This is a genomic window from Pseudomonas sp. 13159349 (assembly GCF_013305685.1).
GTDB classification, from domain to species: domain Bacteria; phylum Pseudomonadota; class Gammaproteobacteria; order Pseudomonadales; family Pseudomonadaceae; genus Aquipseudomonas; species Aquipseudomonas asiatica.
In genome coordinates, this window is sequence record NZ_CP045553.1 from 1,449,898 (window position 1) to 1,462,090 (window position 12,193).

Sequence of the window (12,193 nt, forward strand, 5' to 3'; positions counted from 1 at the left end):
CCCGGTAAAAAGTTATTGCAACAGGTTGATTAGTGCAGTGAGCGCAATTCGTTTTGATGTAGATGCGGTTTTTTGTATTTCCCTCGACACCCGCGCTGACCGGCGCACGCTGTTCAGCGAAACCATCGGGCGACAGCTCGACAACGAAGTGCACTTTCATGTCGTCGAGAAAAACAGCGACCCCAAGCGCGGTTGCTACGAGTCCCATCAGCAACTGGCCCGTCATGCGCTGGACAATGGCCTAGATCGAATCCTGATCTTCGAAGACGATGCCAAGGCGTATGAGTTCAAGCCTTCGCGGGTGCGCTGGGTAAACCGCTTCATGCAGAAACGGCCCTTCGAGGCCTTGCACCTGGGTTATTCCATGGGGCGAACCTGGCTGACCTGGTTCCCGTTCATCGCCCGCGGGCGGGTGGTGGCCCTGCATGCCTATGTGCTGTCGCGCGAGGGCTGTCGGATCCTGGCAGAGACGCCCTACGATGGCACCCCGGTGGATGTGGTGGTCAAACACCGGATCCGCCAGCACTGCGTGTTCCCCATGATGTTCCGCCAGCACGCCGCCGCCGTGGCCGGTAGCGACCTGGAACAGGTGGTGCGCAATGAGGACGAGTGGTGGGAGCGCAACTGGACCAAGCATCGTCGTTCACCGATGAAGAACATCTGGCGGACCGTGCTTCGGCTGAATTTCTGATTGGTGTGGGCTTGACGTGCATGCCTTGAGAGGTTTGGCGCCTGCGAGATAGAGCGCCGCGCGGGCGGCGCTCGATCTTACAGGCGCCAAAAATCCAGAGGCGAACATGCTCGGGCCCAGCACGCCGCCAGACGCTCATCCTCCACCCCCATCCCCAAAATGCTAGGGTAGAGGGCAGCCTTCAAGGAGCCCGACATGGACCCGATCACCACGCTTTCCACCCGCCTGGGTGAACACCTGCGCCGCTTCAACGCGCAGGTGACCACCGCCGAATCCTGCACCGGTGGCGGCATCGCCGAGGCCATCACCCGCGTGCCCGGCAGCTCGGCCTGGTTCGAGGCTGGGTACGTGACCTATTCCAACACCCAGAAAACCCGTCAGCTGGGAGTGCCCGCGGCGTTGTTCGGCCAGGTTGGCGCGGTCAGCCAGGAAGTGGTCGAAGCGATGGTCCGCGGCGCCCAGGCCGCCAGCGGCGCGCGCTTTGCCGTGGCGGTGAGCGGCGTGGCCGGGCCGGACGGTGGTTCGCCGGGCAAACCGGTGGGCACCGTGTGGCTGGCCTGGGGCGACGGCAACCATGTGTTCAGCGAGCGGCGCCAGTTTGACGGCGACCGCGAGGCGGTGCGCCGACAGACGGTGATCGCCGCATTAGACGGCTTGTTACAGCTTGGTGCCGAGTAAATCGACGACAGGGGTTTGCGCGAGCGCCTGCCTGTGGAATAATACTGGCTACTTATACAGGTATTCCGGCCGTCAGGGCCAAGTCGAACACGTGAGGATTTCAATGGACGACAACAAGAAGCGCGCCTTGGCTGCGGCCCTGGGTCAGATCGAACGCCAATTCGGCAAGGGCGCCGTCATGCGCATGGGCGACCACGAGCGCCAGGCTATCCCTGCCATCTCCACCGGCTCGCTGGGTCTGGACATCGCCCTGGGCATCGGCGGCCTGCCAAAAGGCCGTATCGTCGAGATCTACGGCCCGGAATCGTCGGGTAAGACCACGCTGACCCTGTCGGTCATCGCCGAAGCCCAGAAAAACGGCGCCACCTGCGCCTTCGTCGACGCCGAACACGCCCTCGACCCCGAGTACGCCGGCAAGCTGGGCGTCAACGTCGACGACCTGCTGGTTTCGCAGCCGGACACCGGCGAACAGGCCCTGGAAATCACCGACATGCTGGTGCGTTCCAACGCTGTTGACGTGATCATCGTCGACTCCGTTGCTGCCCTGGTACCGAAGGCCGAGATCGAAGGCGAAATGGGTGACATGCACGTGGGTCTGCAGGCGCGCCTGATGTCCCAGGCGCTGCGCAAGATCACCGGTAACATCAAGAACGCCAACTGCCTGGTCATCTTCATCAACCAGATCCGTATGAAGATCGGTGTGATGTTCGGCAGCCCGGAAACCACCACTGGTGGTAACGCCCTGAAGTTCTACGCCTCGGTGCGTCTGGATATTCGCCGTACCGGTGCGGTCAAGGAAGGCGACGAGGTGGTCGGTAGCGAAACCCGCGTCAAGATCGTCAAGAACAAGGTTTCGCCGCCCTTCCGTCAGGCCGAGTTCCAGATCCTCTACGGCAAAGGTATCTACCGTAACGGCGAGATCATTGACCTGGGTGTTTCCCAAGGCCTGGTCGAGAAGTCCGGTGCCTGGTACGCCTACCAGGGCAACAAGATCGGTCAAGGCAAGGCAAACGCTGCCAAGTACTTGGCTGAGAACCCGGCTATTGGTGCCGAGATCGAGAAGCAGATTCGCGAGAAGCTGCTGACCTCTGGTGCTGTTGCGGCTGCTGGTAAGGCTGCTGCTGCCGAAGCCGATGCCGATGACATGGCCGACGCTGACGCCGGCTATTGATTGCGCGGTAGATAGCCGAACATGTCCGCCGTACTCGACACCCCCGTCGCCATCCGGCGGACAGCCATGGACCTGCTTGCGCGACGTGAGCACGGTCGCGTCGAGCTGACGCGCAAGTTGCGTCAGCGCGGCGCTTCGGACGAGTTGATTGGGCCTGAACTCGATCGGCTCGCCGAAGAAGGGTTGCTTAGCGAAGCCCGCTACCTCGAAAGTTTCATCCGGTACCGTTCAAGCTCCGGCTATGGCCCTGCGCGTATTCGCGAAGAGCTAGGCCAGCGCGGTTTGGCGCGTGCTGATATCGAGCAGGCGCTACGCGAGAGCGAGGTGGACTGGGGCGAGCGCATGCGTGACGTATGGCAGCGCAAGTTTGCCGGGCAGCGCCCGCAAGATCCCCGCGGCCGTGCCCAGCAGACCCGGTTTCTGGCTTACCGGGGTTTCCCCATGGACATGATCGGCCGGCTGCTCAGTGGGCGTGATCTCGACGATTACTGAGGGCTGGGGCCGTTTTACAGTCCTTTGCGGGAGCGGACTTGTGTCACGATCAACTGACCTTCAACGCCTCCCTGGCCCGCTGCGTCGTATGCATGGGCTGCGGCTTGGCCCAGTTCTCCGGCAGGTTGATGAAATCCACCAGCTCGCGCAGCCTGCCCTGATCCCGGCCATTGAAGGCAAATGACAAACGGGTCAGGTGGTTGAAGTTGCCCACTTCGTGCTCGGCGCTGCTGTCAGGTTGCTGGTGGTACTTGCCACTCAAACGCAAATCGGCAAAGCCTTCCTGGATGTCATACAGCGCCGCTTCGCTGAGCGGGTGATGCATGCGGATCACGAACTGGCTCTTCAGCCAGCGGCTGGAGTGGTAGTTGCTGTAGAACTGGTTGATTTCCTCCACTGCCTCGTCAGCGCTGTGCACCAGGCGCAGCAGTTTCAGGTCGCTGGGCAAGATGTAGCGGTTTTCCTCCAGTTGGCGGCTGATGAAGTCCAGGCAGTCGCGCCAGAAGCTGCCACCTGGTGAGTCCAGCAGCACCACCGGTACCAGCGGGCTCTTGCCGGTCTGGATCAGGGTCAGCACCTCCAATGCTTCATCCAAAGTGCCGAAACCACCCGGGCACAGCACCAGGCCATCGGCCTCCTTGACGAAGAACAGCTTGCGGATGAAGAAGAAATGGAACGGCAGCAGCTTGTCGGTGCCATCTACCGTGGGGTTGGCGTGTTGTTCGAAGGGTAGGGTGATGTTGAATCCCAGGCTGTGGTCGCTGCCGGCGCCTTCGTGGGCGGCTGCCATGATGCCGCCGCCGGCACCGGTTATTACCATCAGGTCGGAGCGCGCCAGGGTTGCGCCCAGTTCGCGGGCCAGGGCGTACATCGGGTGTTCCAGCGGGGTGCGCGCCGAGCCGAACACGGTCACCTTGCGGCGGTCCTTGTAGCGTTCCAGGGTGCGGAACGAATGGTCCAGTTCGCGCAGGGCCTGCAGGGTGATCTTGGCGCTCCAGCGGTCGGTGTCGTCATGGGCCATGCGCAGGATGGTCAGCATCATGTCGCGGTACAGCGCCAGGTTGGGGCTGTTCGGTGCCACCAGTTGCAGTTGTGCGTCGATGTTGCTCAGGTCGATGTTGTTGTCGCGGAAATGGCTGAACAGCAGTTCACTCGATTGGTAAGGCATGCAACGTCTCCTTCTGCACCTATACCTCTGACCTCAATCTAGACCCTTGCGCTCAATCCTGCCGGGGGTGTTCGACACAGCCGCCCGTCGGCATGCAGCCACGGGGGATGCGGGTTTGGTTAACTGGGTAAAGCGAAACGTGTCGATGCAGGAGGTGGCGGTATGCATCGCTTGATCATCGAAGTTGACCGGCAGCTTTACCAGCAGCTGGAGAATGCGGCCCAGATGCATCACCTGAGCCTGGAGAACGAGTGCCGGCGCAGGCTGTCGGGGCTGGAATGCCAGTCGCGCTACCTGCAGGCGCTGCTGGCAGAGATGCGCGCTGATGCCGCTGAGGGGCGCTGGTGCGCCCGTGAAGACGAGAAGGCGTAGCGATCCGAGCTGGTTTACTTCTTCTTGTTGCCGGCCACGCAGCTGGCATTGTCGAACGCCTGGTCCATGATCGGCTGGTTGGTCTTGTATACCGTGAAGCGGTAGACCATCACCGCGCCTTTGGACATCAGGTTACGGAAACCGCTGTTGCGGCAGACGCTATCACCCAGCTGGCTGCGGACCTGTTCGGGGTTGGCCTGCATGCGCGCGGCATGGTCCTGGCGCACGCTCAGGTGGTTGACCAGTGCCTTGCCTTCCACCGTGTAACCCTGGTCGAGGATGTCCTCGTTGATGGCTCGCGGGGTGCCGACACTGCTCTCTTTGGCAACCTTCTGCAGCATGTTGTTCAGGTCGTATTCCTGCTTGGAAGCCGCCTGGGCTGCCAGGGGCAGGGCGAGCAACAGGCTCAGGGCGGGGACGATACGGCGCAGCATGAATCTCTCCTGGTTCGATGACTGGCGCTTTGACATGCGCGGGTCGACGGCGTTCCCTGAAAATCGCGCAGGCGCGACGCTGGGGTACGGTAAAGCAGCGATTATAAGGACCGCGTCGCCACCTGCACAGCAATTGCCCCCTGTTCTGGTAGACTGGCGCCCTTAGTTTTCTCCGAGTCATCCTTGTGTCCATTCCCAACCTGTCCAGAGGCCTGCCGGCATGAGCCATGCGGTAGCGCGCCTGCGCGCCGAACGCCTGGCTCGCAGCAACAAGCCCTTTATCGCCCGTGGTTCACGTGCCGAACGCTGCCCCGATTGCCGGGTCATCGCCACTCATTGCCTGTGCGCCTGGAAGCCGCGGGTGCAGGCCGAGTCCGGCGTGTGCCTGCTGATGCATGACACCGAGCCACTGAAGCCTACCAATACCGGCTGGCTGATCGCCGACCTGATCGAGGACACCTCGGCTTTCGGCTGGCTGCGCACTTCGGTCGACGAACGCTTGCTGGCGTTGCTGGACGACCCGCGTTGGCAGCCCTACATCGTCTTCCCCGGCGAATTCGTTGCCCAGGAGCGAGTGGTCAGGGAGGTAGTGCGCGAGCCCGGCAAGCGTCCGCTGTTCATCCTGCTGGATGCCACCTGGACCGAAGCGCGCAAGATGTTCCGCAAAAGCCCGTACCTTGATCGCTTCCCGGTGTTGAGCCTGCAGGCCGAGCAGATGTCCCGCTACCGCCTGCGCCGCTCCAAGCGCGATGATCACTTCTGTACCGCGGAAGTCGCGGCCATGTGCCTGGACCTTGCCGGCGATACCCAGGCCTCGCAGGCGCTGGACGCCTACCTGGATGTGTTCAGCCTGCATTACCTGAGCGGCAAGCGTCGCCTGCCGCTGGACGAGCAGGACGACACCCACCAGCGTTTGCATACCTTCCTATAGTCCAAGGGGCACAACCCCTGCTTTGGTTCATAATGACCCTTACCCGAGTGCCCGACACAGAACAGGATCCCCAGATCGATGGCCACTTACGAAATCCTGATTGCCGATGACCACCCGCTGTTCCGTGGCGCCTTGCGCCAGGCCGTTACCCTCGGCCTGGGCCCGGATGTACGCCTGGTAGAAGTTGCCAGCATTGCCGAACTGGAAACCCGTCTGAGCGAAAAAGACAACTGGGACCTGGTGTTGCTGGACTTGAACATGCCGGGTGCCTACGGTTTTTCCGGGCTGGTGCTGCTGCGCGGGCAATACCCGCAGATCCCCGTGGTGATGGTATCGGCGCAGGAAGAGGCTGCAGTGGTGGTCAAGTCCCGCGAATTTGGCGCCAGTGGCTTCATTCCCAAGTCCAGCACCCTGGAAGTGATCCAGGATGCGGTGCGCAAGGTGCTCGACGGCGAGGTCTGGTGGCCGCCGCAGGCGTTCGAAAAGGTCGATGTCTCGGCCGAGGCCAAGGCCGCCAGCGAAGGCCTTGCCAGCCTCACGCCGCAGCAGTTCCGCGTGCTGACCATGGTCTGCGAAGGCTTGCTGAACAAGCAGATCGCCTATGAGCTGAACGTGTCGGAAGCGACCATCAAGGCCCACGTGACCGCGATCTTCCGCAAGCTGGGTGTGCGTACCCGCACCCAGGCGGCGTTGTTGCTGCAACAACTTGAATCGGTTGCCAGCAGCTGAGTGCGCGTGGCTTCACGCTTTTTTGACCCGTGCCGGTCTAGTCTGCTGGCCTTTCCGTTGTGAAGTGACTCACATGACATCGCCATTCAAGGGCCAGACCGGCCTCAAACGTATCCTCAACGCCGCCGGCTATTCGCTGGACGGCCTGCGCGCCGCCTTCAAGGGCGAGGCCGCGTTCCGCCAGCTGGTGCTGCTCAACGTGCTGTTGGTCCCGATCGCCTTCTGGCTGCCGGTCAGCCGTGCGGAGCGGGCGATCATGATCGCCGTGTGCCTGTTGGGCTTGATCGTCGAACTGTTCAATTCGGCGGTGGAAGCAGCCATCGACCGCATTTCGCTGGAGCGCCACCCGCTGTCGAAAAACGCCAAGGACATGGGCAGCGCCGCGCAGCTGGTGGCACTGACCATGGTGGCGCTGGTGTGGGGTGTGATCCTGCTTTAAGCGATCGGTGGCAACACGATCTCGTCACTGCGTGTGAAACCCGCGGTGAAGTTGCGGCACAGTTCGAGAAATTCGCGCATGGCCGAGGTCTGGTACTTCTGTTTGTGCCAGATGAAGTAGAACTGGCGCATCAGGTCCAGCTCCGGGGTTTCCACCGCTACCAGGCTGCCGCGGCGGAAGGCGTCACGCAGGGCAAGGCGCGAGATGCAGCCGATGCCCAGGCCCGACTCCACCGCGCGCTTGATGGCTTCGGTGTGTTCCAGCTCCAGGCGGATGTTGAGGTTGGTGCGGTGGTGGCGCATGGCCTGGTCGAAGGTCAGGCGCGTGCCTGAGCCCTGTTCGCGCAGGATCCACGCCTCCTGGGACAAGGTCTGTACATCGGCGCGCCCCAGTTTGGCCAGCGGATGCTGAGGCGCGCAGAACACCACCAGCTCGTCCTCGACCCAGGGCTGCACTTCCAGGTCCGGGTGGTTGCAATCGCCTTCGATCAGACCCAGATCAATTTCGTAATGCGCCACCTGTTGCACGATATGCGCAGTGTTCTGCACATGCAGCTTCACCTGGCTTTCCGGGTGCACCTGCATGAAGCTGCCGATCAGCAGGGTGGCCAGGTAGTTGCCGATGGTCAGCGTGGCGCCGACTGCCAGCGAGCCGAAACCGGACTTGCCGTTGAGCAGGTCTTCGATTTCCTTGGCCTGGTCGAGCAGGGCCACTGCCTGCGGCAACAGTTGCTGGCCCAGGGCGTTGAGGCTCAGGCGCTTGCCGGCGCGGTCGAACAGCTGGCAGCTGGACTGTCGCTCAAGCTCGGTGATCGAGGTGCTGGCGGCCGACTGCGACAAGGCCAGCACACTGGCGGCGCGCGAAACGCTCTGGTGCTGGGCCACGGCAACGAAGACTTGCAGTTGACGAAGTGTAAATCGCATATCGATATAACCGATAACACATATCTTGATAATCCAGTTAACAGATATTGTCGCTGCCCCTAAACTATCGCGCAACTGCGCGTCTTGCGCGCGCCGCGTCTTTCTTCAGGAGCCCCATTAAATGAGCAACATGAACCACGAACGTGTCCTCAGTGTGCACCACTGGAACGACACCCTGTTCAGCTTCAAGTGCACCCGCGACCCGGGCCTGCGCTTCGAGAACGGTCAGTTCGTGATGATCGGCCTGCAACAAGAAAGCGGCCGTCCGCTCATGCGCGCCTATTCCATCGCCTCGCCGAACTGGGAAGAGCACCTGGAGTTCTTCAGCATCAAGGTGCCGGACGGTCCGCTGACCTCGCAGCTGCAGCACCTGAAGGAAGGCGACGAGATCATCATCAGCAAGAAGCCTACCGGTACCCTGGTACTCGACGACCTGAACCCGGGCAAGCATTTGTACCTGCTGAGCACCGGCACTGGCCTGGCACCGTTCATGAGTGTCATCCAGGACCCGGAAACCTACGAGCGCTTCGAGAAAGTGATCTTGGTGCACGGCGTGCGCTACGTGAACGAAGTGGCCTACCGCGAGTTCATCACAGAGCACCTGCCGCAGAACGAGTTCTTCGGTGAGTCGGTTCGCGACAAGCTGATCTACTACCCGACCGTGACCCGTGAACCGTTCGAGAATCAGGGCCGCCTGACCGACCTGATGCGCAGCGGCAAGCTGTTCAGCGACATCGGCCTGCCACCGATCAACCCGCAGGACGACCGCGCGATGATCTGCGGCAGCCCGAGCATGCTCGACGAAACCAGCGAAGTGCTGGACAGCTTCGGTCTGAAGATTTCCCCGCGCATGCGCGAGCCGGGTGACTACCTGATCGAGCGAGCCTTCGTCGAGAAGTAAGGCGCAGGCTGATGCAAAAGAAGGCGACCCCCGGGTCGCCTTTCTTGTGCCTGTGATTCATATATCGCCTGTACCGGCCCTATCGCCGGCAAGCCAGCTCCCACAGGAATCCCACAACATTTGAAACCTGTGCCGAACCTGTGGGAGCTGGCTTGCCGGCGATGAGGCCAGTGCAGGCAAACCCCAATCTATTCCACGCGCGTCTCGCCGCTATACACCAATATCTCCCGACACCGCTTGCACAGGTAGCGCCGCCCCTGGCGCACCAGCTTGTGCCGCTGCGCGGTAAACGGGAAGTCGCTCTGCGGGCAGGGGCAGCGGTAGATGTAGCGGGTCACCACGCGCCTTTGCACTTCGTAGTTGTGGCAACGGTTGGGCGGCAGTTCATACACCCCGCGCATGATCAGCTGCCACTCTTCGCCATGGGCCTGGATGCGGTCGCCGAACAGATGGTGTGCCACCAGGTGCGCCACCTCATGGGCCACGGTCTGGCGCAGGAAGTCTTCCTGGTTTTCGCGGTAAAGCTGCAGGTTGAAGCGCAGCAGGTTCTCGTGCAGGTGGGCGACGCCGGCTTTTTGCCCGCGCAGCTTGAAGCTGATTTCCGGGCGTGGGAAGGGGCGTTTGAAGAAGGTTTCAGCTTGCTGGTAACAGGTTTCGACGCGTTGTCTGAGCAGCTCGGGCATGGCGGGGTGGTTCTCCTGACCGGACATTATGCCGCAACCCCGGGCAACCTGCCGAGCCACCGGTCAGCGCACAGCCAGAGGCCGCCTTGCGGCGGCCCCAGGTTTGATGCCCCAGTGTTGGTCGAGTCTGTTCTAGTTGGTGTAGACGGGCCCCACGCCCAGTCCCCAGATGATCACCGTGGCGGCCATGATCGCCACCAGTACCACAAGGCCTACCGCCAGCACCGAGCTGGAGAACAGGAAGCCTTCGTCGGACGGTATGTTCATGAACGTCGGCAAACCGACGTACAACAGGTACACCGTGTAGCAGATGGCGGCCGTGCCGATCAGCATGCCCAGCCACAGGTGCGGGTACAGCGCCGCCAGGCCGCCGATGAACAACGGTGTGGCGGTGTAGGTGGCAAAGGCGATGCACTGTGCCATGGACGGGTTGGCATCGTAGGTACGGGCCATCCAGTGGATGAACGCCCCCATTACCGCCACCCCGGCAAGCATCGCCAGGTACGACATGATGCTCATCCAGATGGCGCTTTCCATGGTCAGCATCACCGCTGGCCGGTCGCCGATCACCCAGCCGACCTGGGTTGTACCGATGAATGCCGAAACGGCGGGGATCGCAGCCAGGATCAGGGTGTGCGTCAGGTACATGTGGCTGATGGTTTCTTCTTCGCCACGAATTTCCCGCCATTCCTGGTCGGGATGGGTAAACAGCCCCACAACGTGATGAATCATGCCGATCACTCCTCTCAATGTTGCCAAACGCCCCCCAGATGGAGCGCAAGCGGCCCTAGGCCCGAACACCGAAGCAAGCGGTAATGTGGCCTTATGTCGCAGTATAGGAAGCCGTTACCCGCATAAACCGTGCTTTTTAGAGCAAATTGCGCTGTAAGACGCGCTGTTGATTACAATGAAGTCTTTATCGGAATGCCTACAGCGCCGCCGCGTTTGTGCGTAAAATAGCCGGCTTTTGTCACACCTCGCGGATCCAAGCGCTATGGGCACCCTCTCGGTCAACCAGAACAAACTGCAAAAACGCCTGCGTCGTCTCGCCGGCGAAGCCATCACCGACTACAACATGATCGAGGATGGCGACAAGGTCATGGTCTGCCTGTCCGGCGGCAAGGACAGCTACACCATGCTCGACGTTCTGTTGCACCTGCAGAAGGTGGCACCGATCAAGTTCGAGATCGTCGCGGTGAACATGGACCAGAAGCAGCCGGGGTTCCCCGAGCATGTGCTGCCGGCCTACCTGAAGGAACTGGGCGTCGAGTACCACATTGTCGAGAAGGACACCTATTCGGTGGTCAAGGAGCTTGTCCCCGAGGGCAAGACCACCTGCTCGCTGTGTTCGCGCCTGCGCCGTGGCACCCTGTACACCTTTGCCGACGAAATCGGCGCGACCAAGATGGCGCTGGGGCACCACCGCGACGATATCGTCGAAACCTTCTTCCTCAACATGTTCTTCAACGGTGCGCTCAAGGGCATGCCGCCGAAGCTGCGCGCCGACGATGGCCGCAACGTGGTGATCCGCCCGCTGGCCTACTGCAGCGAGAAGGATATCCAGGCCTACTCGGACATGAAGGAATTCCCGATCATCCCGTGCAACCTGTGCGGTTCGCAGGAAAACCTGCAGCGCCAGGTGGTCAAGGACATGCTGGTGGAGTGGGAGCGCAAGCACCCGGGGCGTACCGAGAGCATCTTCCGCGCCCTGCAGAACGTGGCACCGTCGCAGTTGGCCGACCGCAACCTGTTCGACTTCACCAGCCTGAAGATCGACGAGAACGCCACCCCACGTTTCCTTGACGTGCTGAACATCTGAGCCCATGCGCGATTACCAGTGGTTGCACGAGTACTGCCTGAACCGCTTCGGCTCGGCCCAGGCCCTGGAGGCCTTCCTGCCGCAGCCGCGCACACCCGCACAACTGCGTGATATCAGCGACGACCGCTACCTGTCGACCTTGGCCCTGCGCGTGTTCCGCGCCGGGCTCAAGCACAGCCTGGTGGATGCCAAGTGGCCGGCGTTCGAGCAGGTGTTCTTCGGCTTCGACCCGGAGAAGGTGGTATTGATGGGCGCCGAGCACCTCGAGCGGCTGATGCACGACGAGCGCATCATCCGCCACCTGGGCAAGCTCAAGAGCGTGCCGCGCAATGCGCAGATGGTTCTTGACGTGGCCAAGGAGAAGGGCAGTTTCGGCGCCTTCATCGCCGACTGGCCGGTGACCGACATCGTCGGTTTGTGGAAATACCTGGCCAAACACGGCAACCAGCTGGGCGGGTTGTCGGCACCGCGCTTCCTGCGCATGGTCGGCAAGGACACGTTCATCCCTACCGATGACATGGCTGCGGCGTTGATTGCGCAGAAGGTGATCGACAAACCGCCGACCAGCCAGCGGGACCTGGCCTTGGTGCAGCAGGCGTTCAACCAGTGGCATGCCGAGAGTGGGCGGCCGCTGTGCCAGTTGTCGGTGATGCTGGCGCATACCGTCAACCATTGAGATTTTGGGGCTGCTTTGCAGCCCAATCGCCGGCAAGCCAGCTCCCACAGGTACAGCACAGGTCTCAAGCCTTGCGCTGTACCTGT

Annotated in this window: 16 protein-coding genes; 11 read left to right on the forward strand and 5 right to left on the reverse strand. The window is 61.8% G+C overall.

The annotated features are described in order from the left end of the window. The first annotated feature begins 37 nt into the window (after positions 1–37). From GEV38_RS06835 to recX, 4 genes are all read left to right on the forward strand, one after another. Positions 38–691, forward strand: a complete 654-nt coding sequence (locus GEV38_RS06835; protein WP_015269212.1) for a hypothetical protein — start codon at positions 38–40, stop codon at positions 689–691. A 195-nt stretch (positions 692–886) separates the two neighbouring features. Beyond that, complete coding sequence (locus tag GEV38_RS06840; protein ID WP_015269213.1) at positions 887–1,369, forward strand: CinA family protein; 483 nt, start codon at positions 887–889, stop codon at positions 1,367–1,369. Positions 1,370–1,472: 103 nt separating this feature from the next. Beyond that, the gene (recA, locus tag GEV38_RS06845; RefSeq protein ID WP_015269214.1) at positions 1,473–2,540 is read left to right on the forward strand and encodes a recombinase RecA; all 1,068 of its coding nucleotides are present in this window, start codon (positions 1,473–1,475) and stop codon (positions 2,538–2,540) included. 21 nt (positions 2,541–2,561) lie between these two features. Next, complete coding sequence (gene recX, locus GEV38_RS06850) at positions 2,562–3,032, forward strand: recombination regulator RecX (RefSeq protein ID WP_054573188.1); 471 nt, start codon at positions 2,562–2,564, stop codon at positions 3,030–3,032. Positions 3,033–3,081: 49 nt separating this feature from the next. On the opposite strand, the gene GEV38_RS06855 is transcribed toward recX, so the two are convergent. Then, positions 3,082–4,200, reverse strand: a complete 1,119-nt coding sequence (locus GEV38_RS06855; protein WP_015269216.1) for an LOG family protein — start codon at positions 4,198–4,200, stop codon at positions 3,082–3,084. A gap of 162 nt (positions 4,201–4,362) precedes the next feature. Here GEV38_RS06855 and GEV38_RS06860 point away from each other — a divergent pair, with 162 nt between their 5' ends. After that, positions 4,363–4,572, forward strand: a complete 210-nt coding sequence (locus GEV38_RS06860; protein ID WP_004375471.1) for a hypothetical protein — start codon at positions 4,363–4,365, stop codon at positions 4,570–4,572. Between the two features lie 14 nt (positions 4,573–4,586). On the opposite strand, the gene GEV38_RS06865 is transcribed toward GEV38_RS06860, so the two are convergent. Beyond that, positions 4,587–5,006, reverse strand: a complete 420-nt coding sequence (locus tag GEV38_RS06865; RefSeq protein ID WP_013971343.1) for a quorum-sensing-regulated virulence factor family protein — start codon at positions 5,004–5,006, stop codon at positions 4,587–4,589. A 220-nt stretch (positions 5,007–5,226) separates the two neighbouring features. Between GEV38_RS06865 and GEV38_RS06870 the strand changes: the two genes are divergently transcribed. From GEV38_RS06870 to GEV38_RS06880, 3 genes are all read left to right on the forward strand, one after another. Further along, positions 5,227–5,937, forward strand: coding sequence for a tRNA-uridine aminocarboxypropyltransferase (locus tag GEV38_RS06870; protein ID WP_173895704.1), 711 nt, complete (start codon positions 5,227–5,229; stop codon positions 5,935–5,937). A 78-nt stretch (positions 5,938–6,015) separates the two neighbouring features. Continuing rightward, positions 6,016–6,666 carry a response regulator transcription factor ErdR gene (gene erdR, locus GEV38_RS06875; RefSeq protein WP_015269217.1) on the forward strand — a complete coding sequence of 217 codons (651 nt, stop codon included), beginning with the start codon at positions 6,016–6,018 and terminating at the stop codon, positions 6,664–6,666. Positions 6,667–6,739: 73 nt separating this feature from the next. Further along, positions 6,740–7,105, forward strand: coding sequence for a diacylglycerol kinase (locus GEV38_RS06880; RefSeq protein WP_015269218.1), 366 nt, complete (start codon positions 6,740–6,742; stop codon positions 7,103–7,105). Here the strand turns inward: GEV38_RS06880 and finR are convergent. Continuing rightward, on the reverse strand, positions 7,102–8,028 hold the full coding sequence (finR, locus tag GEV38_RS06885) for a LysR family transcriptional regulator FinR (protein ID WP_004375481.1): 927 nt from the start codon (positions 8,026–8,028) through the stop codon (positions 7,102–7,104). The two genes, GEV38_RS06880 and finR, sit on opposite strands and share 4 nt — an antisense overlap. Positions 8,029–8,149: 121 nt before the next feature. Between finR and fpr the strand changes: the two genes are divergently transcribed. Further along, complete coding sequence (fpr, locus tag GEV38_RS06890; RefSeq protein ID WP_004375483.1) at positions 8,150–8,929, forward strand: ferredoxin-NADP reductase; 780 nt, start codon at positions 8,150–8,152, stop codon at positions 8,927–8,929. A 188-nt stretch (positions 8,930–9,117) separates the two neighbouring features. On the opposite strand, the gene GEV38_RS06895 is transcribed toward fpr, so the two are convergent. After that, positions 9,118–9,612: a SprT family zinc-dependent metalloprotease gene (locus GEV38_RS06895; RefSeq protein WP_013971347.1), complete on the reverse strand. Its 495-nt coding sequence runs from the start codon at positions 9,610–9,612 to the stop codon at positions 9,118–9,120. Between the two features lie 132 nt (positions 9,613–9,744). After that, positions 9,745–10,344 (reverse strand): Yip1 family protein, encoded by a 600-nt coding sequence (locus GEV38_RS06900; RefSeq protein ID WP_003252385.1) that lies wholly within the window; start codon positions 10,342–10,344, stop codon positions 9,745–9,747. Positions 10,345–10,606: 262 nt separating this feature from the next. Between GEV38_RS06900 and ttcA the strand changes: the two genes are divergently transcribed. Beyond that, complete coding sequence (gene ttcA, locus GEV38_RS06905; RefSeq protein WP_012270926.1) at positions 10,607–11,431, forward strand: tRNA 2-thiocytidine(32) synthetase TtcA; 825 nt, start codon at positions 10,607–10,609, stop codon at positions 11,429–11,431. Between the two features lie 4 nt (positions 11,432–11,435). Further along, a complete protein-coding gene (locus GEV38_RS06910; protein WP_054573186.1) occupies positions 11,436–12,107 on the forward strand; it encodes a DNA-3-methyladenine glycosylase I in 672 nt (223 codons plus the stop codon). Positions 12,108–12,193 lie beyond the last annotated feature (86 nt).

Coding starts and splice junctions, on each gene's coding strand:
- GEV38_RS06880 (WP_015269218.1), top strand. CDS start 6,740: ATGACATCGCCATTCAAGGGCCAGACCGGCCTCAAACGTATCCTCAAC.
- GEV38_RS06860 (WP_004375471.1), top strand. CDS start 4,363: ATGCATCGCTTGATCATCGAAGTTGACCGGCAGCTTTACCAGCAGCTG.
- GEV38_RS06855 (WP_015269216.1), bottom strand. CDS start 4,200: ATGCCTTACCAATCGAGTGAACTGCTGTTCAGCCATTTCCGCGACAAC.
- GEV38_RS06900 (WP_003252385.1), bottom strand. CDS start 10,344: ATGATTCATCACGTTGTGGGGCTGTTTACCCATCCCGACCAGGAATGG.
- finR (WP_004375481.1), bottom strand. CDS start 8,028: ATGCGATTTACACTTCGTCAACTGCAAGTCTTCGTTGCCGTGGCCCAG.
- GEV38_RS06870 (WP_173895704.1), top strand. CDS start 5,227: ATGAGCCATGCGGTAGCGCGCCTGCGCGCCGAACGCCTGGCTCGCAGC.
- recA (WP_015269214.1), top strand. CDS start 1,473: ATGGACGACAACAAGAAGCGCGCCTTGGCTGCGGCCCTGGGTCAGATC.
- GEV38_RS06840 (WP_015269213.1), top strand. CDS start 887: ATGGACCCGATCACCACGCTTTCCACCCGCCTGGGTGAACACCTGCGC.
- fpr (WP_004375483.1), top strand. CDS start 8,150: ATGAGCAACATGAACCACGAACGTGTCCTCAGTGTGCACCACTGGAAC.
- ttcA (WP_012270926.1), top strand. CDS start 10,607: ATGGGCACCCTCTCGGTCAACCAGAACAAACTGCAAAAACGCCTGCGT.
- GEV38_RS06910 (WP_054573186.1), top strand. CDS start 11,436: ATGCGCGATTACCAGTGGTTGCACGAGTACTGCCTGAACCGCTTCGGC.
- recX (WP_054573188.1), top strand. CDS start 2,562: ATGTCCGCCGTACTCGACACCCCCGTCGCCATCCGGCGGACAGCCATG.
- GEV38_RS06895 (WP_013971347.1), bottom strand. CDS start 9,612: ATGCCCGAGCTGCTCAGACAACGCGTCGAAACCTGTTACCAGCAAGCT.
- erdR (WP_015269217.1), top strand. CDS start 6,016: ATGGCCACTTACGAAATCCTGATTGCCGATGACCACCCGCTGTTCCGT.
- GEV38_RS06865 (WP_013971343.1), bottom strand. CDS start 5,006: ATGCTGCGCCGTATCGTCCCCGCCCTGAGCCTGTTGCTCGCCCTGCCC.